Origin of the sequence: Paenibacillus sp. JSM ZJ436, from assembly GCF_044383795.1 — a bacterium.
Lineage (GTDB): Bacteria > Bacillota > Bacilli > Paenibacillales > Paenibacillaceae > Paenibacillus_AQ > Paenibacillus_AQ algicola.
Genome location: NZ_JBISEO010000011.1, coordinates 33,822 through 60,397 on the forward strand (window position 1 = coordinate 33,822; position 26,576 = coordinate 60,397).

Annotated in this window: 29 protein-coding genes; 3 read left to right on the forward strand and 26 right to left on the reverse strand. The window is 49.9% G+C overall.

Annotated elements, in window-relative coordinates; translation table 11 throughout:
• Positions 1 to 68: 68 nt before the first annotated feature.
• The 14 genes from ACH6EH_RS14325 to ACH6EH_RS14390 form a co-directional block, all read right to left on the reverse strand.
• Positions 69 to 1,217, reverse strand: a complete 1,149-nt coding sequence (locus tag ACH6EH_RS14325) for a PQQ-dependent sugar dehydrogenase (RefSeq protein ID WP_397332823.1) — start codon at positions 1,215 to 1,217, stop codon at positions 69 to 71.
• A 63-nt stretch (positions 1,218 to 1,280) separates the two neighbouring features.
• Positions 1,281 to 2,759 (reverse strand): UDP-N-acetylmuramoyl-L-alanyl-D-glutamate--2,6-diaminopimelate ligase, encoded by a 1,479-nt coding sequence (locus ACH6EH_RS14330; protein WP_397332824.1) that lies wholly within the window; start codon positions 2,757 to 2,759, stop codon positions 1,281 to 1,283.
• 190 nt (positions 2,760 to 2,949) lie between these two features.
• Entirely contained in the window at positions 2,950 to 3,708 is a 759-nt protein-coding gene (locus ACH6EH_RS14335; protein ID WP_397332895.1) for a LutC/YkgG family protein, read from the reverse strand.
• 26 nt (positions 3,709 to 3,734) lie between these two features.
• Entirely contained in the window at positions 3,735 to 5,240 is a 1,506-nt protein-coding gene (locus ACH6EH_RS14340) for a LutB/LldF family L-lactate oxidation iron-sulfur protein (RefSeq protein ID WP_397332825.1), read from the reverse strand.
• A complete protein-coding gene (locus ACH6EH_RS14345) occupies positions 5,237 to 5,980 on the reverse strand; it encodes a (Fe-S)-binding protein (protein WP_397332827.1) in 744 nt (247 codons plus the stop codon). The genes ACH6EH_RS14340 and ACH6EH_RS14345 overlap by 4 nt, the downstream gene beginning before the upstream one ends.
• A 21-nt stretch (positions 5,981 to 6,001) precedes the next feature.
• Positions 6,002 to 6,778 carry a DeoR/GlpR family DNA-binding transcription regulator gene (locus ACH6EH_RS14350; protein ID WP_397332828.1) on the reverse strand — a complete coding sequence of 259 codons (777 nt, stop codon included), beginning with the start codon at positions 6,776 to 6,778 and terminating at the stop codon, positions 6,002 to 6,004.
• Between the two features lie 26 nt (positions 6,779 to 6,804).
• Positions 6,805 to 8,280 (reverse strand): rhamnulokinase, encoded by a 1,476-nt coding sequence (locus ACH6EH_RS14355; RefSeq protein WP_397332829.1) that lies wholly within the window; start codon positions 8,278 to 8,280, stop codon positions 6,805 to 6,807.
• A gap of 41 nt (positions 8,281 to 8,321) precedes the next feature.
• Positions 8,322 to 9,584, reverse strand: a complete 1,263-nt coding sequence (gene rhaA / locus ACH6EH_RS14360) for an L-rhamnose isomerase (RefSeq protein ID WP_397332830.1) — start codon at positions 9,582 to 9,584, stop codon at positions 8,322 to 8,324.
• A 25-nt stretch (positions 9,585 to 9,609) separates the two neighbouring features.
• Entirely contained in the window at positions 9,610 to 11,682 is a 2,073-nt protein-coding gene (locus tag ACH6EH_RS14365; protein WP_397332831.1) for a bifunctional aldolase/short-chain dehydrogenase, read from the reverse strand.
• Positions 11,683 to 11,905: 223 nt separating this feature from the next.
• On the reverse strand, positions 11,906 to 12,205 hold the full coding sequence (locus tag ACH6EH_RS14370) for a DUF4176 domain-containing protein (RefSeq protein WP_397332832.1): 300 nt from the start codon (positions 12,203 to 12,205) through the stop codon (positions 11,906 to 11,908).
• Positions 12,206 to 12,207: 2 nt separating this feature from the next.
• The gene (locus tag ACH6EH_RS14375; RefSeq protein ID WP_397332833.1) at positions 12,208 to 12,423 is read right to left on the reverse strand and encodes a hypothetical protein; all 216 of its coding nucleotides are present in this window, start codon (positions 12,421 to 12,423) and stop codon (positions 12,208 to 12,210) included.
• Positions 12,424 to 12,442: 19 nt separating this feature from the next.
• A complete protein-coding gene (locus tag ACH6EH_RS14380) occupies positions 12,443 to 13,291 on the reverse strand; it encodes a WXG100 family type VII secretion target (RefSeq protein WP_397332834.1) in 849 nt (282 codons plus the stop codon).
• 167 nt (positions 13,292 to 13,458) lie between these two features.
• Positions 13,459 to 13,761, reverse strand: a complete 303-nt coding sequence (locus tag ACH6EH_RS14385; RefSeq protein WP_397332835.1) for a hypothetical protein — start codon at positions 13,759 to 13,761, stop codon at positions 13,459 to 13,461.
• Between the two features lie 101 nt (positions 13,762 to 13,862).
• Positions 13,863 to 14,072 carry a hypothetical protein gene (locus ACH6EH_RS14390; RefSeq protein ID WP_397332836.1) on the reverse strand — a complete coding sequence of 70 codons (210 nt, stop codon included), beginning with the start codon at positions 14,070 to 14,072 and terminating at the stop codon, positions 13,863 to 13,865.
• Between the two features lie 103 nt (positions 14,073 to 14,175).
• Between ACH6EH_RS14390 and ACH6EH_RS14395 the strand changes: the two genes are divergently transcribed.
• Positions 14,176 to 14,688, forward strand: coding sequence for a hypothetical protein (locus ACH6EH_RS14395; RefSeq protein WP_397332837.1), 513 nt, complete (start codon positions 14,176 to 14,178; stop codon positions 14,686 to 14,688).
• Here ACH6EH_RS14395 and ACH6EH_RS14400 read toward each other — a convergent pair.
• The 8 genes from ACH6EH_RS14400 to ACH6EH_RS14435 form a co-directional block, all read right to left on the reverse strand.
• Positions 14,666 to 15,184, reverse strand: coding sequence for a hypothetical protein (locus tag ACH6EH_RS14400; RefSeq protein ID WP_397332838.1), 519 nt, complete (start codon positions 15,182 to 15,184; stop codon positions 14,666 to 14,668). The genes ACH6EH_RS14395 and ACH6EH_RS14400 overlap by 23 nt on opposite strands.
• A 182-nt stretch (positions 15,185 to 15,366) precedes the next feature.
• Positions 15,367 to 16,296 (reverse strand): manganese-dependent inorganic pyrophosphatase, encoded by a 930-nt coding sequence (locus tag ACH6EH_RS14405; protein WP_397332839.1) that lies wholly within the window; start codon positions 16,294 to 16,296, stop codon positions 15,367 to 15,369.
• A 137-nt stretch (positions 16,297 to 16,433) separates the two neighbouring features.
• The gene (locus ACH6EH_RS14410) at positions 16,434 to 17,456 is read right to left on the reverse strand and encodes a UDP-N-acetylmuramate dehydrogenase (RefSeq protein WP_397332840.1); all 1,023 of its coding nucleotides are present in this window, start codon (positions 17,454 to 17,456) and stop codon (positions 16,434 to 16,436) included.
• A gap of 172 nt (positions 17,457 to 17,628) precedes the next feature.
• Entirely contained in the window at positions 17,629 to 18,579 is a 951-nt protein-coding gene (gene rpoD, locus ACH6EH_RS14415) for an RNA polymerase sigma factor RpoD (RefSeq protein ID WP_138225971.1), read from the reverse strand.
• A gap of 173 nt (positions 18,580 to 18,752) precedes the next feature.
• The gene (locus ACH6EH_RS14420; RefSeq protein WP_397332841.1) at positions 18,753 to 19,127 is read right to left on the reverse strand and encodes a response regulator; all 375 of its coding nucleotides are present in this window, start codon (positions 19,125 to 19,127) and stop codon (positions 18,753 to 18,755) included.
• Positions 19,128 to 19,362: 235 nt separating this feature from the next.
• Positions 19,363 to 20,694 (reverse strand): beta-N-acetylhexosaminidase, encoded by a 1,332-nt coding sequence (gene nagZ, locus ACH6EH_RS14425; RefSeq protein ID WP_397332842.1) that lies wholly within the window; start codon positions 20,692 to 20,694, stop codon positions 19,363 to 19,365.
• Positions 20,695 to 20,761: 67 nt separating this feature from the next.
• A complete protein-coding gene (locus ACH6EH_RS14430; protein ID WP_175415279.1) occupies positions 20,762 to 20,917 on the reverse strand; it encodes a hypothetical protein in 156 nt (51 codons plus the stop codon).
• A 218-nt stretch (positions 20,918 to 21,135) separates the two neighbouring features.
• Positions 21,136 to 21,972 carry a DegV family protein gene (locus ACH6EH_RS14435; RefSeq protein ID WP_397332843.1) on the reverse strand — a complete coding sequence of 279 codons (837 nt, stop codon included), beginning with the start codon at positions 21,970 to 21,972 and terminating at the stop codon, positions 21,136 to 21,138.
• A 199-nt stretch (positions 21,973 to 22,171) separates the two neighbouring features.
• On the opposite strand from ACH6EH_RS14435, the gene ACH6EH_RS14440 reads away from it, so the two are divergent.
• Together ACH6EH_RS14440 and ACH6EH_RS14445 are read left to right on the forward strand one after the other, a co-directional pair.
• Positions 22,172 to 22,390 carry a hypothetical protein gene (locus ACH6EH_RS14440; RefSeq protein WP_138225974.1) on the forward strand — a complete coding sequence of 73 codons (219 nt, stop codon included), beginning with the start codon at positions 22,172 to 22,174 and terminating at the stop codon, positions 22,388 to 22,390.
• Between the two features lie 179 nt (positions 22,391 to 22,569).
• Positions 22,570 to 23,832 (forward strand): MFS transporter, encoded by a 1,263-nt coding sequence (locus tag ACH6EH_RS14445; protein ID WP_397332844.1) that lies wholly within the window; start codon positions 22,570 to 22,572, stop codon positions 23,830 to 23,832.
• 102 nt (positions 23,833 to 23,934) lie between these two features.
• On the opposite strand, the gene ACH6EH_RS14450 is transcribed toward ACH6EH_RS14445, so the two are convergent.
• The 4 genes from ACH6EH_RS14450 to ACH6EH_RS14465 all read right to left on the reverse strand — a co-directional run bounded on the left by ACH6EH_RS14450 (position 23,935) and on the right by ACH6EH_RS14465 (position 26,507).
• On the reverse strand, positions 23,935 to 24,549 hold the full coding sequence (locus ACH6EH_RS14450; protein ID WP_397332896.1) for a TVP38/TMEM64 family protein: 615 nt from the start codon (positions 24,547 to 24,549) through the stop codon (positions 23,935 to 23,937).
• 107 nt (positions 24,550 to 24,656) lie between these two features.
• Positions 24,657 to 25,361 (reverse strand): DsbA family oxidoreductase, encoded by a 705-nt coding sequence (locus ACH6EH_RS14455; protein WP_397332845.1) that lies wholly within the window; start codon positions 25,359 to 25,361, stop codon positions 24,657 to 24,659.
• 113 nt (positions 25,362 to 25,474) lie between these two features.
• Positions 25,475 to 25,741 (reverse strand): YqkE family protein, encoded by a 267-nt coding sequence (locus tag ACH6EH_RS14460; protein WP_397332846.1) that lies wholly within the window; start codon positions 25,739 to 25,741, stop codon positions 25,475 to 25,477.
• Positions 25,742 to 25,775: 34 nt separating this feature from the next.
• A complete protein-coding gene (locus ACH6EH_RS14465; RefSeq protein WP_138225977.1) occupies positions 25,776 to 26,507 on the reverse strand; it encodes a ZIP family metal transporter in 732 nt (243 codons plus the stop codon).
• Positions 26,508 to 26,576 lie beyond the last annotated feature (69 nt).

A 26,576-nucleotide genomic window follows, 5' to 3' on the forward strand; every position in this document is an offset into this window, starting at 1 on the left:
TTCCTGTAAAAGATTTATTCTGCCCTAGACAGGTCTCCATTATCATTAACCAGAACCCGCATATTTAATCATTTCTGCTCTTGCTTCGGCTGAAGCAGCAGCAGGCGGTCATCTCCTGGAGATGGTGTCCCGCGTCCGTCGGTATTGTTCGTAATGAGGTAAACTCTATCCTCACTCTTCTGTACATCGCGAATTCTGCCGACACCGTCCAGCACGGTGTTCAGCTTCTTCTTTTCAAGATCAAAGCGGTATAATGCTTCTCCCCTCAGACCCGCAATCAGGAGCATGTCCTCTCGTTCATAAAGAGTTCCCGAAGGGGCAATGGCTTCCTCGCCGGTATGAAACAAAGGAGGTACCATCCCTTCCTGCTGCTCATCCCCGATGTTATCCGGCCAGCCATAATTACTGCCCGGCTCAATGCTGTTTATCTCATCATGCCCGCCGACACGGCCGCTGGGACCATGCTCGGAATTGAACATGCGCCCTGCCGCATCCCAGGCAAGACCTTGAGAATTGCGGTGTCCGTAGGAATACACATAGGAGTTCGGAAAAGGATTGTCATCCGGGATCGAGCCATCCGGGTTCATACGTAATATTTTCCCTCCCAGGCTCTCGACATTCTGTGCCATCTCTCCTTCACCTGCATCCCCGGTAGTCAAATACAGCTTCTCATCGGGCCCCCATTTCATGCGTCCGCCATTATGCACATTAGAGCCCGGGATGTCCTCAATGAACGCCTCGACCTCCTGCCAAGCCTCTTCCTCCTGTCGAATGAGTATGACGCGATTCTTCATTTCGCCGCCTTCCTCGTACGTGTGATAAGCGTAAGCTAATCGGCTGCTAGCAAAGTCCGGGGCCAGCACAAGGCCCAATAGCCCCCCTTCACCCTGCGCCTTAACAGGCTGCTTCGTATCCACCGGAAGACGCTCCCGATGACCATCCTTCAGCGATACAATCTGTCCTTCCCGTTCACTGATGTAAATATCCTTCCCGGAGATCGCAATGGACCATGGAATCTGCAATTCTTCTGCGACTACGCTGTACGTGTACGACCCGTCGGAGCTTTCCTGCTCACTATTCTGCTTCGGCGCTTGGCTGCCGGAAGAATGCTGATCCACAGGGGCTTCCTGGTCCCCGGATGACTCATCCTGTACCGGACTGGATGAGCACGAGGACAATAACGCCGCGGACAGTAACCATATCCAGGTTTTTTTCATGTGCTGAACCTCCTCTGTTTCGATAAATAAAAATACTGCCGGATTTCCGGCAGTATTTAACATTTACACCCGCACCATATGAGACTGGACAATGTCGGCATCACTCATCTGCTGCAACCCGTCAGAAGTGTAGAGGAATTTCTCGTGTCCGCGCCCAGTAATCAGAATCCGATCGCCTGCATTCGCCGAATAAATGGCTTGGAGAATCGCATCCTGACGGTTCGCGACAAATTCACTTTTAGACAAATGCTGCTCCGACAGCCCCTGCCTCATATCGAGAAAAATATCTTCAATTTGCTCTGAGTATACATTGTCTGACGTAAATACAACACCATCTGCCAAATCAGCCGCAATACCGGCCATGATGGGACGCTTCAATCGGTCTCTTTCACCTCGACAGCCCATGACGCAAATAATTTTGCCTGAAGTGCACTCTCGAGCCGTTAGCAGTGCAGCTTTCAGCCCTTCCGGATTGTGGGCATAATCTATGGTAATATTAAAGTTTTGGCCCGTCGATACATCCTCAAATCTTCCGGATATTCCTGTAAAGGATTGCAGCCCTCGGGTAATCTCATCCCAGGACAGCCCTTCGCATGAGCAGATCGCAGCCGCTGCAAGGGCATTGTACACATTATGAAGTCCTGGAACCTTTAATACTACAGGGTACTGATCCCCCGTATAGGTCTGAATTGTGAACCTGGAGCCTTGGTCGGATCTTTCGACCTGAATGCCGCGGAGATGACAGTCTTCACCGAGGCCATAAGTAACCACCTGTGCGGCCGTTCTTTTAGCATAGTATGCGGATGCAGCATCGTCTCCGTTCAACACCGCGGTTTTCTGCATATCGTCTACGCTATTGCCAAGTCTTGAGAACAGCAGCTCCTTAGAGCCTCGATACTCGTCCATATGATGATGATAGTCCAGATGATCGTGGGCGAGATTTGTAAATGCAGCGGTTTGAAAACCACAGCCCAGCACTCTCCCCATATCCAGACCATGAGAGGATACCTCTACGACCGCGTACTCGGCACCGGCATTCGCAATCGTTCTTAAGAATTTCTGAAGTCGCAATGGATCCGGCGTTGTGTTCACGGCTTCTTCCTGAATGTCTTTATAGGTCATACTCAAGGTGCCAACACTACCCGCATTGCGGCCGGATGCATTGAGGAGATGCTCCACCATATGGGCGGTGGTTGTTTTGCCGTTCGTCCCGGTAATGCCGATCAGGCGAAGTCCACAGGATGGATTGTCATAAAAAGCATTGGCGATGATCGGCAGCGCACGCCGGGTGTCAGGCACGATGACGAGACTCACTTCCGGTGGTACACCGGGAATGAAGCGCTCCGCCATAATGGCTGCCGCTCCGTTGCGGATGGCCTCCCCGACGTACTGATGTCCGTCCTGCTGAAAACCGGTAATGCAAATAAACATGCTGCCCGGCTCTATTTTTCGTGAATCGGTCTCAATCTGGCTGATATCAATCTCAAGGTCCCCAGTTATGCGCTTTAGCTTCAGCTGATCAATCATACGTGATAATTTCATGGCGTAACCTCACTAGGAACTAGGATGATGGTCTTTGTATGTTTACCCTATTTCGGACCTGCCTATACCCGGCAGCCGCCCTGCAGGTTCACAACAAGAAAAGAGCATATCTGGTCATTACCCAAAAAATCGCTCTTTGCACCTAAAAAAAGCGGCACGATGAATATATCGGTATAATTGAAGCAACTATTTACCACTGATCAACGAGCAGGGCATACACAATGCCTGGACCATGAACACCAATGGTGAGATCGTTCTCAATGTCTGCCGACCGGCTTGGACCGGATATGAAATGAATACCTGCCGGAAGTTTCTCTCGTCCCGCACTGTCCAGCTCTGCAAGAACTTCGCCCAGCCTGGTCACGAGACGGCTTACAGGGATAATCGCAATCAGCACTGCGGGCAGCAAACTGACGGATCGACCCTGGTGTGCCGAGGATTTAGTAACGAGCGAGCCTGTATAGGCTACGGCATGATCGGCTTCGATTACACCAATCTCAGCCCGCGCCGCATGCTCGATCCCATTGATGTCCACTTCGTCATTCCAGACTGTAACCTGTGCATGCTGCAGCTGCTGTGCAAGCCTTAACCTATCAAGACCGGGCTGATGATGCATTAATATGCGGGTAGCCTTCATTTCTTCTGCAAGGCCTGCGATGAAATTCGCAGCTTCCGACGAGGTTGCTAGATGTACAGCCTGTCCGCCTGCAGCCTGAAAATTGGCTATAAATTGCTGCAGTTGTTCTTCCGTGGTCCATTGAAAGGAGTTCCAGAATTCAGGTGCTCCGCGAAAGGGCTGCTCCGGCTTGGATAGAATACGCGGCCTGTTTAGCTTGGCTGCAATGCCTTCCATAAATGACTTCTGTTTCAGAAGAGAAGCAGCCTGCAGCTCGGCTAGCCAAGCTTCTCGGGAATTCGGACTCCCAGCACCAGATTGATCGGCATTCACATTGTGCGAGTTGGTTCGATTCTGCTTCAAGACACATCACCTCCGCGCTGCCGCTTCTTCAGCTCTAAAGCAAGTCTTTGCTCCAGCTCTTGCGGTATGTTCTGTTGTTCTGACTCTAGCTCCTGCTTCAGATTGGGCCACTGCTGCCTGAACGATTGGTCCGGAATCGCCGGCGTGACACGGTATGTGTTCCACCCTTTCAAAGGCCCAGCTTGAATGGTAATCTCACCTGAGCGTGCCACCAGCTTCTGCCCGACCCGTCCCAGCCGGACTGCAGCACGATAGCGCTTGGAATTATTCATGACGGCGGCAAAGCCCTTCATTCCGATCGCTTCCAGCTTGCTGCCTCGTCCCGCCTCTACCTTGCGCCTTCGTAAATAGACAAGCATGTCATGCAATGGAATCTTGACAGGACAAGCCTCGTAGCAGGCACCGCAGAGACTGGACGCATTCGCAATATCATCCCACTCTGCGACGTTTTTTTTCAGTGCAGGGGTCAGAACCGCTCCGATGGGGCCGCTATAAGTGCCTCCATAAGCATGACCACCAATCTGGCGATACACCGGACATGCATTCAGGCAGGCGCCGCAGCGGATACAATTCAGCAGCTCCTGAAATTCCGGATCTCCGAGCTGCAGAGAGCGGCCATTATCCAGAATAATAATATGCATTTCATCCGGTCCATCTCCATCTTCTGCGCGTCTAGGACCTGTAATTCCTGACATGTAAACCGTCAGCTTCTGCCCGGTCGCTGATCTGGGCAGCAGCGTAGCCATGACTTCAAGATCATTCCAGGAAGGAATAATCCGTTCCATTCCCATCAGGGTGATCTGAGTCTTCGGAACCGTAGTTACCATACGCGCATTGCCTTCATTCTCAAACAGCACAATGGAACCGGTCTCGGCGATGGCAAAATTGCAGCCAGTCATGCCAATATCAGCCTCAAGAAACCTTTCCCGCAGCTTGCTCCGGACAAATCCGGCCAGAATGGAGGTTTCAGGGGGAAGAGTCTCACCTGCTTCCTTGGATAACAGGTCTGCGATCTGATATCGGTTCTTATGAATGGCAGGAATAATAATGTGAGATGGAGCTTCGTTAGCCAGCTGGATAATGTACTCTCCGAGATCTGTCTCGATCGCTTCTACACCGATGGACTCCAGTTCCCGATTCAGATGCAGCTCCTCAGACACCATCGATTTCGATTTAACCACTGACCTCGCAGCGGTTTGCTTCGCAATGCTAAGCGAGAGCTCCACCGCCTCTTGCGCATTGTCTGCAAAATGCACATGCACCCCGTTCGCTCGGGCATTGTCTGCGAACTGGGTCAAGTAATAATCTAGGTGAGCAATGGTGTGCAGCCGGATCTGCCTGCCGCGCTCCCGCCATGCATCCCAATTGCCATGCTCTTCAGAGGCTTTAATCTTGCCGCTGCGCAGCCGCTCCGTCGTAAACCTTACAGCACTGCGGAGGAAATCGTTATCCAGGGCAAGTCGCGAGCGCTTTTTCACACTACCCTTAGGCGCTGAACTCATGCCTGCTTCACCTCCTGCTCCTCAAGCCCCTCGTATAGCAGCTCAGCGAGGTGCATCACTCGAATCTTTTCCCCTCTGAAGCGAAGGTGTCCCGCGATGTTCATCAGACAGGCCATGTCCAGACCGACCAGCACCTCGGCCTCGGTTTCAATGACATGATCTCCTTTTTCCGTGACCATGGCTCCGGAAATATCGGCCATTTTGACCGCGAACGTGCCCCCGAACCCGCAACAGTCCTCCGCGAACGGCAGAGGCACCAGCTCAAGACCCGCGACCTGGCTCATGAGCTGCATAGGCTCTTCTTTTACGCCAAGCAGGCGGCTGCCATGACAGGATGGATGATATGTTACCTTATGAGGAAAGATCGCACCTACATCTGTAATACCGAGAACGTTGACTAAAAATTGCGTAAATTCATACGTTTTGTCTTGAAGGAGCTTGGCTTTGTGAAGATATTCCGGTTCATCCTTGAATAGACTGCTGTAATGATGGATCATATACGTGCACGAGCCGGAGGGAGAAATCACAAAATCACTTTCTGTAAACGCATCCAAAATTGAACGCGCGCTTTTCTTCGCGTCATCCCAATAACCGCTGTTATACGCCGGCTGTCCGCAGCAGGTCTGACTCTCCGGGAAATTCAAATCAAGCCCATAGCGCGCGAGCAGGCGCACCATGGACGTCGTGACATGTGGAAAAAGAGTGTCGCTCAAGCAGGTCGCAAAAATCGATATTTTCATGCGGAGCACCTCCACTTTAATTTATACCGGAATCACTTTAATCCCAAGCTCTTTGCAGGCTTGCAGGCTCTCGGGCTGCACCCGCTCATCTGTAATGATCGTATCCACGCTTTTCAGATCTGCCACCTGCTTAAATGCAAGAATGCCAAACTTGCTCGAATCAGCCAGCAATACAACCTTCTCGGCAATTCCGATCATCTTGTGCTTGACTCTGGCTTGAAGCTCATTGGATTCGCTTAACCCTCGCTCTAGATGCACTCCTTTGAAAGACATAAACGCCAAATCTACGTAATAGGAATCGAGCGCCCGCTCAGCTAGAGGCCCCACAAAAGAAAGAGAACGATGAGCCATAATCCCTCCAACGGATATGACTTCAATCTTTTCCTTGCCTCCTAATTCAGCTGCGGCCTTCATTGAATTGGTCAACACTGTAAGCGGAATATCCGGGATAAGTTGAGCAACGTACCACGCAGTAGAGCTGGCATCTAACAGAATTTTGTGATGTGGCTGTATCAGCTTGACTGCCGCTTCAGCGATCCGCTGTTTCTCCGCTGCATTCGCGACTTCCCTTTCGAAAAACGGCGTCTCTGGCTGGGATCGTCCGGGAGCAGAATGACTATGAACGCTGACCGCGCCTCCATGAGAACGGCGCAGCTGACCGGATCTTTCAAGTCGGTCCAAATCACGCCGGATCGTCTCCTCTGTCACTCCACAAATCTCACTTAATTCGCTCACTCGAATGCTGCCCCGCTCATTGACAAGCTGCACTATTTTTTCGTATCGCTCTACAACCAACATCCCGTTCCATCCCTTTATCAATAAATTTATTTAGAAATTCCAGCGTTCTGTCGAAATGCTTGGTAAGCTTCCTCCCACCTCTGTATTTGCTGAGGCTCATATTCCTTGACTTCAACAGAATTACGGATCACTCTTCTCGCTTCCATGATACCGGAGAACTCGCCTCGTGCAATAAACTGGATCGCAAGATTCCCGATCGCGCTGCCTTCAGCGGGGCCTGCCCATACGGGTCGGCCGATGGCATTCGCTGTCCATTGACACAGCAGCTCATTGTAAATGCCTCCGCCTACCATATGGAGTCCATCAAACACACGTCCTGACACCCGCTCCGTTTCGTCCAGTGTCAAGCGGTATTTCAGGGCCAGGCTCTCTAAAATGCAGCGTGTGATTTCGCCCGGCGTTATTGGTACCGGCTGTGCCGTTCGCTTAGCTAATTCTTGAATGCGTGACGGCATATCTCCCGGGGTTAGAAAGAGATCATGATCGGGGTCGATAACGGTAACAAAAGGCTCCGCTTCTTCTGCCATCTTAACTAATTCCGGAAAGGAATACAAAGCCCCTTTGTTCGCCCAGACACGTCTGCTTTCTTGCAGGATCCACAAGCCCATAATATTTTTGAGGAGACGGTATGTTCCACAAGCCCCTCCTTCATTGGTGAAGTTTAGCTCCAGCGCCTCGGGAGTCATCATAGGATGGTCAATCTCCGTTCCGATTAGGGACCAGGTTCCGCAGCTTAGATAAGCGAATTGGTGCTGCAGAGCAGGTACAGATACTACAGCAGAGCCTGTATCATGCTCCGCTGCAGTATAAAGTGTCATGCCGTTGAGGCCAAGCTCCTGAATAACTGAAGCCCGAATATTTCCCGCGTTCTCTCCGGATTGAAGTACCGGAGGATAAATATTCAAAGGAAGCTGAATCTTGCTGATCAGCTCCTGATCCCAGTTTCCCAGAAGCGGGTTATACATTTGGGTCGTTGAGGCGTTACTAAACTCACTGTACATTTCACCCGTCAAGAAATAACGTAACAAATCAGGAATCATGAGCAGCTTTTTTGCACCGGCAAGCAGCTCGGGCTGATGTTTTCTTATAGAGTACAGCTGATAGATCGTATTAAAGGGCAGAAACTGAATGCCGGTCTTGCTGTAAATCTCTGATTTGGAGACCATGCTTAGAACTTCTTCCATCATTTCTGGGCTATGAAAATTGCGGTAATGGTATGGATTGCGCAGTAGTTCTCCGTCTGTTCCGATGAATCCGAAATCGACAGCCCAAGAATCAATGGCAACCGAGCTCGGTGCGCTTGCGTGTTCCTTAGCCGCCAGCAGGCCTTGCTTTATTTCATGGTACAGCCTGAGAATATCCCAGTGCAGCCTTCCGGAAACAAGGACTGGATCGTTGGGAAAACGATGCAGCTCTTCAACGAACAATCTACCGTTGTCCAATCGACCAAGCAGTGCTCTGCCACTGCTCGCGCCCAGATCAAATGCCAATGCTGTACTCATGCTTGTCATCCCTCTCTAACGCTTCCATAGAATGAGCTACATCACGAATTTCGTGGCAGCAGAACATTTTTCTCATAAGACTTTACTTCTGTCAGCCACTCTTCCCGGACGGGCACTCCATGCGATTCACAATAATAATCCCACACGGCACCAAAAGGGTAGGCCTTGAACTCTTCCAGAAGTGTCAAGCGTGTCGTATAATCCCCCTCATGTTCTGCAGCCTTCAGTAACTCGATAGGCTCCAGCATGGCTCTAAGTATGCCTTTCAATGTATTGCGTGTCCCGATCACCCAGGCAGCAATCCGGTTAATACTGGCATCAAAAAAATCCAGACCCACATGCGTTTTATCCAGAAGGTTCCCGCGAACCAGCTCTCTTCCGATCTCCACAAGCTCGTCATCCATCGTCACGACATGGTCGCTGTCCCAACGCATCGGACGGCTGACATGCAGCAGAATCCCCTCTGTAAACAGTGAAAGCGAAGAAAGCTTACCGGCAATGCCTTCTGTAGGGTGAAAATGACCGGAATCCAGACAGATCAGCTTGTTGTTCAGTATCCCATAGCCCATATAAAATTCATGAGACCCGACAACATAGGCCTCTGAGCCAATTCCAAACAGCTTACTCTCTACCGCGTCAAGGTTAAATTGCGGGTCAAGCTCCTCCTTGAATATTTCATCCAACGATGCTTTCAGCCGCTGTCGAGGAGCCAGACGATCTGCGGGAACATCCTTGTAGCCGTCTGGAATCCATATATTTGTCACACAGGTCTGCCCCAGCTGCTCTCCAAAATGGGCACCAATTCTACGCGCAGCCTGGCAATGCTCAATCCAGAATCTGCGAATCTTCGGATCGCTGTGGCTAAGGGTAAATCCATCACTGGAATTTTTGTGGGAGAAGCAGGTTGGATTGAAATCCAGGCCCAGCCCCTGTTCTTTTGCCCAGTTCACCCAATTTTGAAAGTGCTTAGGCTCCAAGGAATCCAGATCAACCTCTTCCTCCGTGTCGGCATAAATCGCATGGAGATTGATTTTATGCTTTCCCGGAATTAAGGATAACGCTTTCTCCAAATCCTGACGAAGCTGTACTGCCGTCTGGGCGGCTCCAGGATATTGTCCAGTAACGGATATGCCTCCCGTGAGTTCTTTATCTCGGAATAAAAATCCACGCACATCATCGCCCTGCCAGCAATGGATAGAGATTTTAACCTTTTCAAGCTCCTGGAGCACCTTCTCCGTATCAATTCCATGGGCTGCATACAATTGCTTGGCATAATCATAGCTTTGAGCAGTTTCTTTCCTCAACTTTAGTCCCTCCCAATAACGGTATTTACCGAGTGAACGCAGCGGGTACACCGCCGTCGATGGTCAGCATGCAGCCCGTCGTCTTCTCGGCTTTGGAGGAGGCGAAAAATGCAATGCCCTCTGCAATATCTCGGGGGTAAATATTGACCAATAACGTGGTGCGCTTCCGGTAATATTCTTCGAGCTCATGCGGTTCAATACCATACGCCGCTGCACGTTCATTTCGCCAACTGGAATTCCAGATGGCAGAACCTTGCAGGATCGCATCCGGGAGAACGGTGTTCACTCGTATACCGTAGGGTCCCCCTTCGGCAGCAATGCAGCGGGCCAGATGCGCTTCAAGCGCTTTCGCAGAGCTGTATGCACTGGCATTCTTGCCGGCATATATAGAGTTTTTAGAGCCGACAAATACCATGCTGCCCCCAGTATTTTGAGCCTTCATCATTTTGAAACCTTCCCGTGCGACCAGGAAATAACCGGTTCCGAGTACGTTCATATTCAGGTTCCATTCCTTGAGCGAGGTTTCCTCAAATGCATTGGATGTCGCCAAGCCCGCATTGTTGACAAGGATATCCACGCCGCCGTATTGTATCGCAGCCTCCGTGTAAGCCTGGCGAACCGCTTCTTCATCCGTCACATCCATCTTCACAGCATAAGCCATGTTCTCTCCATACACTGCATTAATTTCTTCAGCAACCTGCTTGGCACCTTCTGCATTCAGATCCGCCAGCACCACATGTGCCCCTTCTTGTACCAGACGTCTAGCTGTTTCACTGCCGATCCCGCCAGCTCCCCCCGTTATAAAAGCAACCTTTCGGGAAAATTCCGCTTCAGCAGGAGCTAAAGAGAGCTTGTAAAGCTCGAGTGGCCAATATTCCACGTTATAGGACTCATTCTCAGTCAAGGATACAAAATTCCCAAGCGTGGTAGCACCGCGCATAACTGCAATTGCACGATGATATAAAGCACCACTTACCCGTGAATTTGCCCAGCTTTTTCCTGTGTTAATCATGCCGACACCTGGGATTAGAATCACGCGCGGTGCGGCTTCGAACATGACATCCCCATCGTTATGATTACGCTCAAAATAATCAGCATAGTGCTGCTTGTAGGCTTCTATTTCTTCAATTAGCCTGGACTTCAGTCCTTCCACATCTTCGGCGTCAGGTGTCCAGTCCACAAACAGAGGAACGACTTTGGTATGAACGAGATGATCTGGACAGGCTGCGCCGACCTGAGACAGCTCTGCAGAATTTTTCCCACCGACGAATGTCAGCACATCCTCTGCATCGTCAAATGTAAGAATCATTTTTTTACTGTCGCATACTGCACCGCGAATTACAGGCATAATGGCTGCAGCAACTCGCTTCCGCTCTTCGGCAGGCAGTGCCTTATATTTCTCGCCTCCAAATAGCTGCTCCTGCTCCACATGAGCTTCAATAAAAGCCTCTGCCTCTTTAATAACCTTGATCGTCTGGGCATAGCATTCTTCCGAGGTATCTCCCCAAGTGACCAGTCCATGCTTTTCCATAAGTACAAGCTCAGCGTTCGGGTTTCCAGCTACACCTTCTGCGATCATTTTGGAGAGAGTAAAGCCCGGTCTAATATAGGGAACCCAAACAAATCGATCTCCGAAAATTTCTTGGGCGAGCTCCTTGCCTCGATCTGCACAGCATAAGCTGATAATGGAGTCGGGGTGGGTATGATCGATATGCTGAAAGGGAAGGAATGCATGCAGCAGCGTTTCAATGGACGCTCTTGGAGCTTTGGCATCTACCATACATTGCGCGAGATAAGCCACCATTTCTTCATCTGTCATGCTGTCGCGCTCCATGAGCGGTTTAATATCCTCCATACGAAGACCTGTAAAGTTGGAAGCCTTCATACTAGCTAGATCCGACCCGCTTCCCTTGACGTACATGACCTCAACGTCCCGCCCCCGGAAATCTTGAATAACCATTTTGCTGGAGGTATTTCCTCCTCCCCAGTTGCAAACCGTACGGTCTGAGCCAATTTGGTTAGAGCGTCTTACCAGCTTTTCAAGCTGGCTGTTGTTTTGAATATCTTTGAAAACATTTGAATTATCAATATTACTCATTGACGATCTCCTCTCCACCTCAATATTCGGATTTATCTCATTATAACACGCCCGATTAGTTTTGAATATACTTGTTTATGTTTGTTTTAAAGATTTTACGGAATGAATTAAAAATAAATAAAAAGCTCATATTGGTGCTGTGCTTGGTTCACACAGATAACACCAATATAAGCTTTTTTCATGACACCGTAATCAAAGTAACTTACTAACGGATGTTCAATGGTTATTGCGCCGAGCTGGATTGATCCGCCTTCGCAATGCCCTCCAGCAGAGCCTCCCGGAACTGCTGCTCCTCTTCATTGACATAGCCTTGAAATACGACCTCAGAGATATCCTTATGATTAAAAAATACATTGGAATCCGCCGTTAAATTTCCGTGCGGATAAAAGCAGGCGACATAATCCCAACGTTTTCCGCTCTTGGAGTCGTTCTGCATTCGCCCGTAGATCATCAGATTCTGGTCCCAGTCCTTAAATTTGACCACCGACCCGATCGGCAGCAGCTTCTCTTGTACAGCTTCCATGTTCATTTCTCCTTCATGAGCATTGTTCCTACTTTGTATACCGCGGCAGTCACAAGGGGAATGAAGACCCCCAAGGAAATGCAAATCACGGCCTTTTCTCTAACCTGCAGCGCTGGATCAGCCAAATTGGGAATAATGGTGCCCAGTACGCCGACGACAGCGATGCTGATCATAATTACTTTAAACCGGCTATGCACGGCCTGGCCTCTCCCTTCCATACCTTGCTGTGGATCTTCCTTATTCGACGGTCACGTTGCCTCCTACGCCGACAAGGCTGACTCCAGGGCCAAGAGGAATATGAAATTTCAAACCGCTTTTTCCGACCTCGGCAGAGCCGCCAACGACTCCCAGCGATGCCGAGCCGCCGATATTAAGCTCCTTACCGGTAAACGGAAGCGGAATATTAAATCCGCCTTCATACTTGTTCAGAGTCGCCTCGGCACCAATCTCCAGATTTCCGTTCTTCACCTGGGCCTCGACCTCCGCCTTGGCAAGACTGACAGAGCCCTGAACATAGTCATTCTCATATCCTGCCTCAACCATGGCGCCTTCTGCACTCACCCCGGTCGTTAACCCGGCCGATGCCGAGCCCGTAATTCCTTTGCCATACCAGCCGCCTTCCCGTCGCTCCACCACACTGCCCTCAGCCTCAGCGCCATCCAGAAGCAGCTTGCTTAGCTTTTCGCTGCTCATAGCGGGACCCGCAGTGGCAGAGCCCGCAGCTCCTGCCGTAGTCCCCGCCAATGAAGCCGCCCCCAGCGTCCCGGCAGCAGTACTGACTCCAATGGCTCCTATACCTGCAGCGATACCCGTACTCGATAGATCTGTGGATCGAAAACGATGAGAGATCTGTCTCAGCTCGGTTGAAACATTATGTAAGCATGCTACAAACTGATTCATCGTGCTCCTGGCCTGCTGATAATCTCCGAAAAATCGTTCCCTCGTCATGCCTTCCCATTGACTCTCCATCTGATAGATACTGGACTCTAGACGCCGCACAAGCTCTCTGCCCTGCTGGCTTGCCAGTGAGAAGCGGGAAGAGATGTCATCCAGCTGCTCCGGAGTGACCAAAATACGATTGGACATTATTAACGCTCCTTTCATGTCATTACCTGAAAAACAAACTGTTTAATTCTGGGCATTCTAGTGGATTCCTTGTCTATTACCCTATTTCGTAAACCGATAAATCACAAGTCCTCTACAGCGAAAAGCCCGGAGCTAAGAATAGCCCCAGGCATTTGCAGTACTCTGAATTAGATGAAAAAAAGAGGAACGAGGAAGAGAAAGGCCAAGCTAGCCCAGGCCAAACCTGCATAAGGGTTATAATAAGGATAATATCCGTATGCGGAGGCTTTTACGGGCTTGTTGGACTTTCCGGATTTACCGGGCTTATGAGATAGGATATGCGCCTGTCCCGGCGGCTCTAATACAATCCCGTTGTGATCAACGCTCTTCAGCGTTCCCATCCATTCCGTTCCATCATGAAGCACGGCACAGACCTGCTGGCCAATATATGGACGACAGCCATCCAATGACAATGGATGAATACATTGCATGCTTGTTGCACCTCCCCCTGCTGGATTGATTCCAGTGTATTCGCAAGGGGCTGTCCTCGTTATCCGCTGCTGTCCTCTAGGATCTCAAAGAATACTCCGGATCAGAAATCATGCTGGACTTCACAATCTTCATCTGAGAAATTACTTCTGCAAGGAACCCGGGTGATACACTTGGACTGCTTTACCCAGTGTCCAATATTTTGATACAGGGCTTCGTACGATTGCTCCAGTTGTTCTTCCGATAGATCAGCAGGGTCCTGCGCTCCAAAATACTCTAATTCCATGACGGTGCTCCTTTCTTCCTTTTTCAAACCTCGCCTTCCTCCAGTCTGTGCTGGAAGGAGCATAATTCTATGGATCTCAATCCATAATAAATAGCATGATTTCCACTTATAAAGGCGGTGCTTTGCTTCCATGTCCATCCCGTTACTCATCTGCATCCAGCTCGGTGTGCTTGCTGGTACTCTTAGCTTAGCTGCTGAGGAGCATATCATGCATGCATCCACTATGGTAAATGCTACTGCACCTTTCGCAGTAATAATGCCATTCGATTCAGCATCAGATTCTCAAGCTGCATCTTCTGTCCAGACATCGCAGAAGAAAGGGCTGTTCAAACAGCTTTGCGCCTACCTGAACATGAAGTCGTATGAGCTTCGCGAGGCGTTACAGACCTCCACCCTTGCTGAAATTGCACAGTCTAAGGGCATTCCGCGAGAAGCCTTAAAACTGAAATTGATTGCCCTTATGGAAGAACGGTCACTACACGTCCCTGTTCCTTTAGGCGCGGCAGCAGATTTTGAGCAGGCAGCCGAGCTGTTTATGGATCGCCAAGGCGGCTGGTCTTCTCCGCGCTCTAAGCAACATAAAAAAGCACCGGGCTACTCCAGCCGCCCGGCACTTCAAATTAAGGTATATATTGCTGAATGATTTGAGTCACCTCACCGTTCTCAACAGTGAGATGGTATGGAAACCAACTCATATCAATCAGCTTGTCGTTTTGGAAAATGGAATGGAATTTGGTAACTCTCACTTCCTGATTCCAGATAATCTGGGCATCCTCCCAAGCTCCGGTATGATCATATAGCTGCAAGAATACTTGTGCAGAGTCGCTGACAGGAAGAGTAATCTGTTCCTCTTGATCATTCACAATGTAATACCCGTCTGGCGCTTCAGTCATGTCTGCATCACCTTCCCGTTGACGGAAGATCTCGTTTGCTTCTTCTCCCTCATACCATTCAATTCGATCTACCACGGCGTATAGCTGTCCGTTCATCTTGGTGAATGACTGCATAAATACAGCAAGCTGGTGCTCCGAATGCTCTACCGGTGTATATTGCGAGCTGCCAGACGCAGCTCCGACTGTCGTTGTCATCATCAGAATTAACCCGCACAGCAGGATCCATTTACCCACTCTTGATTTCATTGAAGCCCTCTCCCTACCTTTAGAATTGGAGGCAAGTGACATATACGCTTCATTACCCGAAGGCCATCGGCCTCAAACAGAATAATTACAACATTAAGTATATGCCGATTGGAGCTGAAATGAATTTCAAAAGCTTCTGAATTTAATGACAATAATGCCACACCTTTAGCTCCAGCTTAAGATCAAAACTGGAAGGCTTCCGTCAGCACAGGAACGATCTGCGACTTCCGGGAAACGACGCCTTTGAGAAGAGCGGTATTGTTCTCCAGCTGTACTTGATACGCTCTTTCTACAGCTGCAGCTTCCTTGCCTAGTGCCAGTGCAACGGAATCATTGTTCAAAATATCTGTCACTACAAATACGAACAAATCCAGTCCCTTATTCGCAATAATTGCAGAAATGGCTTCTTCCAGCTCCGCTTGACGGGAGAGCACATCATTCGTGTCCACGGCATTTACCTGGGCGATTTCCACCTTGGCGTTACCCATACTGAATTCCTTCGCATCCAGAGAGATCAGCTGAGGAATTGTCTTGTCGCTCAGATCCGCACCTGCCTTCAGCATTTCGAGACCGTAGCTCTGTGCATCAACGCCTGCAATCTCCGCCAGTTCCTTGGCTGCAGCAATATCTTCTTCGGTGCAGGTTGGAGATTTGAATAGCAATGAATCGGAAATAATCGCCGACAGCATCAGTCCGGCAATTTCCTTGCGAATCGCCACACCGTTCTCCTTGTACAGCTTGTTCAGGATCGTTGCGGTGCAGCCGACCGGCTCAGCACGGTAGTACAGCGGGTGGCTTGTCTCAAAGTTCGCAATACGGTGATGGTCAATAACCTCAAGTACTCGAACTTGATCGATGTCAGCCGCGCTTTGCTGGCGTTCATTGTGATCGACCAGAATGACGTCCTTCGCTTCACCGGCAACCGTCTCAACCAGACGCGGTGCATCAACATGGAACGTGTTCAGTGCATAGCTGGTTTCTCCGTTAACCTCACCTAGACGTACAGCCTCAGCCCCAATACCCAGCTCCTTCTTCAGCTCTGCATAGGCGATCGCGGAGCAAATGGTATCCGTGTCCGGGTTCTTGTGACCAAATACGAGAATATTACTCATGTTCTAAGCCCTCCAATTAAAGTTCATATAGTGTTGTGTATGTGCCACCGAAATGGCGAATCTTGTTCATTCTCTAACGATTATAACTGCAAATTCACCTTATTCCAATGACTTTACCATGATTTTCATTTGAAACTTTAAACGATAACGATTTCTGGCTCGGGCAGAAAGCCGAATTTCCGCTCTATACCTTCTGAAATAACATCCATCAAGTATAAAATATCGGCGGCACTGGCGTGATTCTGATTTAAAATCATATTGCCATGATAAGGTGATATCACAGCCCCTCCGCGGCTCAAGCCTTTCAGCTGCAACTGTTCTACGAGAGAGCCGACAGCAACGCCATAATCATAATTATTCTTAAACACCGATCCGCAGGAAGGAGCATCGAAATGATGCCTGCTGGTGCGGTATTTAATGATGTCCAGCATCGCTGGCGGCGTTGGAATTCCGATTCCGGCCAGGGCATGAACTTCCCCCAATATGTAAGAGAACCATTGAGGCAATGAGGAGGAATGGCAGCCTCTTGTCTTCCACGAATGTACCAATTGCGAGGCATAAAGCAGCTGCTCCTCTGCTGCAATATCTACATTGAGCTTGGCACCGACAATGATCCACGGCTTCTGCTGAAAAATAGACTGCTTATAGCCAAACCCGCACGCCGACGCATGAATAGATTGAACCGATAATCCTTCAGTGCTGGTATCCACGTAATAAACCGTGTCCAGCAGTTCACTTATTTGAAGCTGATTGTACTTCGCATTCATATAGATTCCTGCTCCCAGACAGCCCGGAAGAAGAAAGCTGAGCTCCATACGGGAATCCCCGCCCCGCAGCCCGATCAGAGAGAGCAGAGACATCGGAGTGCCGGCTGATACATACCATTTACCGTCCTGCTCCCGGATTTCGCAATGGCGCTTCAGAGAAATAAATAACAGGTCCGGATCAGGAGCATCCGGAAATAATAGATTGGATCCCATGCCAAAGGAGTACCAAGGCAGTCCACTGGCAAAAGCGGCCTCGTACAGGGTAATGAGCTCTTCTGTCGTTTCCGGCTCTGCCAGAAAACCGGCCTCCCCTCCGATGGCATAGGTAGAATAGGGTGCAAGAGAAGTTTGCCGTCTGCACAGCTGCTCAATAACGGATGATTGCAGGTTCATAGGTGAGAGTCACATCCTTTGGTAGGCTTTCCTTCAATATTATGATAGAACGCAGACGCGGGTGTCAATTTGAAGACATCCATGACCATTTGTGGCCAAAATGAAAAAGCCCCCGCCATGCTGCACCGAGCAAGGCAGGGAACCTTTAAATTACTAAGCAAAGCCATACTCTTTATTCCAGAAAATCCTTCAATCGCTTGCTTCGGCTAGGATGACGAAGCTTGCGGAGCGCTTTAGCTTCAATCTGGCGAATACGCTCCCGGGTCACACCGAACACCTGGCCAACCTCCTCCAGGGTTCGAGTTCTGCCGTCCTCCAGTCCAAAGCGGAGACGGAGCACGTTCTCCTCCCGCTCTGTCAACGTATCCAGCACTTCCTCCAGCTGCTCCTTGAGCAGCTCAAATGCTGCAGCGTCTGAGGGAGCAAGAGCATCCTGATCCTCAATAAAATCCCCCAGGTTCGAATCGCTCTCTTCTCCGACCGGCGTTTCCAGAGAAACGGGCTCCTGCGCCACCTTCAGAATTTCACGCACCTTCTCCGGACTGATGTCCATTTCCTTGCCAATCTCCTCCGGTGTCGGCTCGCGGCCTAAATCCTGCAGCAGCTGTCTGGAGATCCGAACCAGCTTATTAATGGTTTCCACCATATGAACCGGAATCCTTATTGTGCGGGCTTGATCCGCAATGGAACGCGTAATGGCCTGACGGATCCACCAGGTGGCATACGTACTAAACTTGAAGCCTTTAGAGTAATCGAATTTCTCAACAGCCTTGATTAGCCCCATATTCCCCTCCTGAATCAGATCCAGGAATTGCATACCTCTGCCTGCATAACGGCGAGCGATACTGACTACGAGACGGAGGTTCGCTTCGGCCAAACGACGCTTGGCTTCCTCGTCCCCCTCGTTAATCCTCTTAGCCAGCTCGACTTCCTCTTCTGCAGACAGAAGAGGAACCCTGCCAATTTCCTTAAGATACATACGAACCGGATCGCTAATCTTGATGCCAGGCGGAAGCGAAAGATCATCGTGCACCGAAAAATCCTCACTTGGAGAACTGGCCGCCTTGTCCGGCTCCACGGTCTCACGATCCAGTGCAAAATCCGCACTGCTACGGTTTTCCATTCTATGCCCCCCTGTTGACATTTCTGATAGAATATGCTAATCTAGATATGTGTGACTACATAACTTTACTAATTAGTTATCCTTCATTCTATCATATTTTGAGTGAGTTATCAACTTTTGATCTGATTGAAACCGGCCTATGTATAGGCCGGTTTTTTTACGTTCCTATTGCTTTATTCATCTTCACCGAAATAACGCTTGATGACTTCTGATAGCATGGAGGTTTTTAAAGGCTTTGTAAGATAGTCATCCATACCTGCTGTCAGGCAATGCTCACGGTCACCCATCAGCGCGTTAGCTGTTACAGCCACAATGATAGGTATTCGATCGGCGGGCAGCTGCATCCGCATTTGCCGGACCGCCTCTACACCATCCATTTCGGGCATTTGGATATCCATGAATATGAGATCATAATGGCTACTATGTGCCTTGCTTAATGCTTCTTTTCCGTTTTCTGCGATCGTTACCATATGCCCGAGTCTTTCCAGCATCTTGGTAATGACCAGCTGATTGGTCACATTATCCTCAGCTACCAAAATGTTCAGCATACGCGGCCCGCTCTCTGTCACTTGCTCCCTTTCTCCGCCTAAGCTCGATGCATCTCGTGGAAATAGAGAAGCCGGATTTACCGGATTTGGGTGCTCCGACTGCTGAAAATGAAATAAATCTGAAGATATATTAAAGGACTCACCCTGACGGGAGTGCTCCACATAAGAGAGTGGTTCAACATATAGGTTTGACATGGCCAACACCTCCGTTCGGTCCGATCTGGAAAGATTAGTATTATGGCTTCACTGCATTCCAGATCCGCTTGGTTTCTTGATTTAATGTAGTTAGATCTTGTAATTCCTCATCCATGGCTCCAAGATTTGCGGCATGCTTCAGCTGAAGCACGGCTTTCACGCGCTCATCCAGAACTTCCTCTGAAATCTCGCCTTGCTGCACAGCTTCCAGCAGGGATTTCAGAACAGCCTCCTCCAGCTTATAATCATGACCCACAAGCACGATATTACAACCAGCGAGGATTGATTGAACAGCGGCATCACCAATATCATAGCCAGCTTCAGATATAGCCCCCATGGTCAAGTCATCCGTGATAATCACGCCGTCATACTTCATGTCCTCTCGAAGCAGATTCTGAATGACACGTTTGGAAAGAGAAGCAGGAGTATCCGGATCAATACTCGTCATTAATAAATGGGCTACCATGACGACCTCAGCACCCTGCTCAATCGCTTCTTGAAACGGGACCAGCTCTTTAGATTTCAAGCGTTCCCAAGGATGAGCGATCACCGGAAGTCCGGTATGAGAATCAACACCCGTGTCGCCATGTCCAGGAAAATGCTTGACGACAGGAACGACGCCCTCTTCCCGAATCGCTTTCATTTGTGCCAGCCCAAGCTGCGACACCCGCTCGCTTTCACTGCCGAAAGAGCGGTCTCCAATGACCGGATTATCGGGATTACTGTTTATATCCAGCACGGGAGTATAGACCAGATTCATCCCCAGCGCCTTCATCAGCCTCGCAATATGAGTACCGGCATCCGCAGCCAGCTTTGGATCCTCCGTTTGTCCCAGCTTTCCGCTGGAAGGAAGCCTATCGAGCTCTGGAGGCAGCCGGGACACTCTTCCGCCTTCTTCATCCAGGCTGAGCCATAAAGGAACAGGATGATCACCGTTCAGCTGCTTCATCCTGCCGGTCAGCTCCAGCGTCTGGTCAACGGATTCAATATTATCCCCGAAAAAAATAAATCCACCCACATGATACTGCTCCAGCAGCCTTTGCGCCGTTGCATCAGGAACTGTACCCTCCAGCCCGATTACAACGAGCTGGCCTACCTTTTCTTCCAGGGTGAGCTCTTGCATCCACTGCTCTACATGGCTTAGACCCTGCTTCACAGCTGGAGGAGCGTTCGCAGTGTCTGATCCCGGCTCATCGGTGAGACCGCTCTTCGGAGGAGAAACTGGCGGGGCTCCACCGGACGTTCCGGCTTCATCGCCTGCAGCGTTATGATCAGGTGGCGAGACGTTCCCGGCTTGCTTCGAGGGCGAAGAAGCCGGCTGTACCTCGGTGGAGGAATCGCAGCCAGCGACCCCCAGCAGCAACACCAACATAAACAAACAGATATGTAAGGTACGCTTCATGACTTCTTACCTTTCAAATATAATTAGAGGATCAGGGCTAGATCAGACCAAGCTCTCTCGCCTGCTCTTCCGTGAGAATAAATTGCTCGTTCTCCCACACGTCATCCTCTTTGTCCTGCAGACCAAACATGAGGATCAGCTTGTCCCAAATATGTCGATCCAGCGCTTCTTTTTGCGTGATGATGATCTTCATGATATCGACCTCCTGTTCAGCTTGATCCGGCAGCTTCTTTACATAAGATACGTCTCTCATGGAAGCTTGATGTAAACCTTAAGGCTCTACACGTTAATATTATTACAACCAAAGCGGAGACTTAGAAACTTATGTTACAAAATTGAGTTATTTGAAATGATCGCGCTGTATAGGGAAACCGCCCGAGCAATAGCCCCAGGCGGTTAGGATGTGTGTGATTAAGATTTCAAAATCCAGGACAGCGCAATTGTCCCTTCTCCTGCATAAATTCCGGCTACAGGAATAAAGGTCATAATCTCGCTGGGGACCTCCGGGTAGAGCTCACTCAGCTCCCGCTGTACGGACAGCGCCTCCTCCAGATTACCGGCATGCATAATACATATCTTGCTTGTTGAAGCAATATCATTGGATAGGTAATCCAGCATACGCTGCCGTGCTTTTTTGTACGTACGGATCTTCTCGTCAACAATGACTTTTCCGTCATCAAACCGCAAGAGCAGATGAATCTTTAGAAGCTGGCTGAATACGAGCTTTGTGCCTGACATTCTCCCGCCCGCATGCAGTCGCTGGAGGCTAAACGGGATGAGATAGAATTTCGTCATCTCTCTCATTTTGCGGATGCGCTCTGCGATCTCCTCAGCCGAGCATCCGTCCTGATGCCACTGGACACCGGATTGGATCATCTCCCGGACTGGAAACGCGCCGAATTTGGAGTCAATGGCAATCACGTCTGCCTCAGCAATTTCTGCCGCTTGGATCGAGGTATTCAAGGTTCCGCTCAGGCCGGAGGAGCAATGCACAGCTATAATATCATCGTAGCGCTCCTTCAGGGATTCATACAGCTCAATAAATTCGCCGATTGGCGGCTGCGAGCTGCCTACCTTTGGCTCGTTCAGCATTTTCTCATAAAATTGCTCTGCTGAAATATCGACCTGCTCCCGAAATTCCTGATTGCCCAAAATCAGGCGGAGAGGCACCATATAAATATGGTTTTGTTCCATAAAGCTGGGATCTAAGGTACTGGTGCTGTCGGTTACCCAGGCTAATGATCTCATAGGTATGATACAACTCGCTTTCATCTGTTAGATACTGTCTTCTATTAGAATAAATAATATATGATGCTAAGCCAGCGCGCAAATGGGAACGATTTCATAAATATGGCTGTTTAATCATGTGAAGAGCGGGTAATTTCTTGTACAGCAGTTGAATCACAGCTTATACAAAATTGAAATGAAATGAAGGAGGAATTACGATATGAGAAAAACAGCATTGTGGACCGCCGTTGGTGCAGGAGCAGCATACTTGCTGCGTAACAAGGACAGCCGTCAGAAGCTCATGAACCAGTTTCAGGATCTGAAGGGTAAGTATTTCTCTAATGCCGAATCAAGCCAATCATCCGTGAGCCAAGGCAGCTCCGTGATGAACACATCGAGCGCATCCGGAAATTCTCTCCAGCGTTCAACAACTTCTTAAATCAGATTGCCGCGATTGCATAGATTTACACAAGGCTTCACCGATGACTCTCCTCGGTGAAGCCTTTTTATATGAACTGGCCTGCGTGCGGAAAAGATATAATTTTTAGTTCATACTTTCTTGAACTCCAAGAACCTGATAGAATAATAAAGCTGTCGAATCAGGTAGGAGGTTGCATCTTGCGCATTTTTCAGAGGCCGGCATCACGTTTTATGAATCTTCCCATTAATATTCGCTTGTTCTTTCTCGCTAATGTTCTTTATCAGATTGGAACCGGGATGTTTGGAGTGTTGTATAATCTGTACATCCGGGATATTGGATATTCCGATGCGATGAACGGCACGGTTGTCAGTGTCCAATCCTTGGCGACTGCCCTTATGTTTATTCCGATTGGCTTTCTGGGTGACCGCGGCAGCCGGAAACAGCTGCTTGTGATTGGAGCTATGCTCAGCGGAATCAGCCTGATCGTCCGCGCCTGGACAGAGCAATCTACTGGTCTGCTTGGATTAGCGGTTGTAACCGGCATCTTTTCCTCTGTGTTTCAGGTGCTCGCCATTCCGTTTCTGGCTGAGAACACAAAGAAGTCCGAACGAATGAGAATTTTCAGCTACCATGCTTCTCTCATGCTGGGAGCTCAAGTGCTCGGGGGAATGGGGGGCGGGTTTTTGGCTGATTTGCTTCAATTCACCGGTATTAGCCGCGTGACGAGCCTCAGCATCGTGCTTATGATCGGCGGCGTCAGCGCCCTGGCCGCGTTCCTTCCATTGCTGTTTACGCAGGAAGTCTCGGCTGTGGCTGAGAAAGAACCGCAGGAAGCTCCTGCGCCCGTACAAACTGAAGCACAAAGGCGTCAAAGCGCCCGTCAGGATCTCAAGGTTATTGGCCAATTTACGATTGCCCAGCTCCTCATTGGCCTCGGCTCTGGACTGGTGGTTCCTTATCTCAATCTGTATTTTACCAACCGTTTCGAGGTTTCGTTGTCCGCCGTTGGCATCCTGATCTCACTGGGACAGATCATGACCATTTTCTCGATGCTCATTGGACCGTGGCTCGTCCGAAGACTGGGAGCTGTGACTTCCGTACTGTGCTTTCAGCTGCTGTCGCTTCCATTTTTGCTGATCACAGGCTTCACCAATATATTCGCCGTAGCCGCCATCGGGTTTCTATTCCGCCAGGCTCTTATGAACGCAGCCAATCCGATTCAGGCGTCTATTCTCGTGGAACGTGTACCGGATCACCGGCGGGGCATTGCAAATTCCTTCACCCAAACCGCCTTCATGATGGGCTGGGCAACGATGGGACCCGTACAGGCGGCGCTCGTGACCCACTACGGAAGCTATTGGGGATATGCTATTACATTCTGCATCACCGGCGTATTATATATTGCTGCATCGTTCATGTACTATTTCATGTTCAGAGAGAAGAAAGCTCAAGCACTATAACATAACGCTAGGTACACAAAAAGGCCGAAGAGCAGCTCCGCCCGGAGCCGTCCTCGACCTTTTTGCGTTGTTTAAAACGGATTTCTTCAGCACCCTGTTCACTCAGCCGATCATACTCTTCTGCTTCCCCAGAACGATGGCCTCCACCTTCTTGCTCACCCACAACAGGAACAGCACCGAAGCCAGCACCACCAGAACCCACAGCGGCTGCTGGATAAAGCTCTCCACATTAGCGCCGATCAAGGAAACGAGCAGCACCATCAAGCCCTTCCCGGGGATCAATGCTGTCAGATAGGAGCCCATTTTCATTCCTCCCAGGCCGGCAGCGATGTTGATTGCCACAAAAGGCCCTATCGGCAAAATGCTGAGAAGAAATACGTAGCTGAAGCCGTTTCGCTGGATCCAGGCCTGACCTTTGAGTACCTTGGGCTTGGCTGCCCATTTCCGGATCAGCGGGATGCTGCCGGCTTTCTGCACGAGATAAAAGGTAAGCACACAGCCGCTGACAATCCCGATCCAGGAGTACAGGAATCCGGCCCAGAGCCCATAGACCGCCGCATTCAAGCCTACAATCAGAGCCGTGGGCAAGGGCGGCACAAAGGACTTCATAAAGGTTAGCAGAACACCCGGAAGTGGTCCAAGCTCCCGAAAGGTATCTAAAAATAAGGCAAGGGATTCTTCACTCAGCAGTGACATGATTCCGTCTGCCGCAGCCATCTCATTCAAAGCAGGTTCACCTTCTTACCAATCTTCAATAAGAATAGTGTAACGGATTTTAGAGATGTTTTCACAACATTTTTTTATGGAAGCCAGCCGTGATTGAATCAGGAGCAGGCATCATCATTGCAGCTGCCGCCTGGAGCCGCGTTGGCATCCTCAACGAACACCAGCGGAGACGCTTCAGCCGCCGCCTTCTGCAGTGCCTGGGTGAACACCTCGACCGGCTGTGCGCCGGACACAGCGAACTTATGGTCCAGTACGAAGAACGGAACTCCACGGACGCCGATTTCACGAGCCGCCTGCTCATCTGCGAGCACTTCGGAGGAGAACTCCTCACTTTCCAGCACAGAAACTGCTTTATCCCGATTCAAGCCGGCCTGTACGGCAAGGTCTGCAAGCTGCTCTGCATCGTTCAGATCCTTCAAATCGGTGAAGTATGCCTTGAACAGCACCTCTGTCATCTCGTCCAGCTTGCCTTCCTTGTCCGCATATTGCGCCAGACGGTGCGCATTAAACGTATTCGCAGGAATAACGCGGTCCAGATGGTAGGTCAGGCCTGCACGTGCCGCTTGCTCCGTCACACTCCGATTCGCGTCCTCCGCCTGCTGCAGGGTCATGCCATATTTCGCTGCCAGCAGCTCGGTCATGGACACACCAGGCTCAAAGGATGCACCCGGGCTCAGCTCAAAGCTGCGGAATACAACCTCCACCTGCTCCCTGCCAGGAAAATTCTCTAGTGCCTTCTCCAGATGACGCTTGCCGATATAACAAAAAGGACATACCACGTCCGACCATACTTCAATTTTCATTTTGCACCCCTCCATAACTGTTTCTGTACTTATAACTTACTAATTGTAACATGCTTTATATATGATAACAAACATATGAGCATGAAAAAGGACGGCTCCATAGAGCCGCCCGCCTATTTATATTTATGCCAATCCATCTTGCTGTGATTGAGCAAATGCTCAAAATCATTGTCCAGGCGCTTCTGCTCCGCCTTCTTCGCCGCTTCGCGCTCCAGACGCTCCTGCTCCCGCTGCTGCGCTTCCGACGCCTTGAGCTCGGCGGAGGTCTTCTTTAATTGCTCCAGCAGTTCCGGATTCAGTAAATCCTTCAAGGTTGCGGGCTTATCTTCATTTCTGTTCGGGGCGGCTTCTGTCCGCCTTCTGTTATGCTTTGCAGCCATGTCAATCCTCTCCATTTCTTATGAACCGTTGTCCTTAACCAAAAAAGAAGCTGATGTACACCATTACCAGCAGGCCGGCGATAAAAGAGTACGTCGAGGGCCGCTCATAACCGTGTCCGTGACTCTCCGGAATCAGCTCTTTATACACAATAAACATCATGGCTCCGGCAGCAAAGGCCAGACCATACCCGATCATCCAGTCGATATAGCTTGCAGCAAAGTAGCCGGCAACCGCAGAGATCAGCTCCATAATCCCGGTCATAAATACGATCAGAAGCGCCCGCATACGGCTCACCTGACTGTTAATCAGGAACACGGCGAGAATCAGGCCCTCCGGCATATTCTGAGCCCCAATGGAAATGGCTACCATTAAGCCCAGGCCTTCATTCTCACTGGCATAGCTGAAGCCCGTGCTCAGCCCTTCCGGAATGTTATGAATAAATAATGCAATGATGACCAGTAACGATGAGGGATCAAATTCTGCCCAGCGCTTTGAACTGGCGGTCTCCGGATTCGGTATTTTCTCACTGATCAGATCCAGCACAAAAATACCTGCCAGCAAGCCCAGCGTTAGGGAGATCATCCCGCCTTCATCCAATGCCTGAGGCATCAGGCCAAACGTGGACGCCGAAACCATAATTCCCGCTGTAAAGGCGACCAGCACATCCTTCCATTTCTCCGAAAGTGTCCGGACAAACAGAAGCGGAATGGCTCCTAGAACCGTAGCCATCGCCGAGATAAAGCTTCCAATTAATGCTGAAACCATGATGGTTATCCCCTTATCATCAGGAAATGAATATAGCAAAATGGAGAGCTTCCGCTCTCCATTTCCACT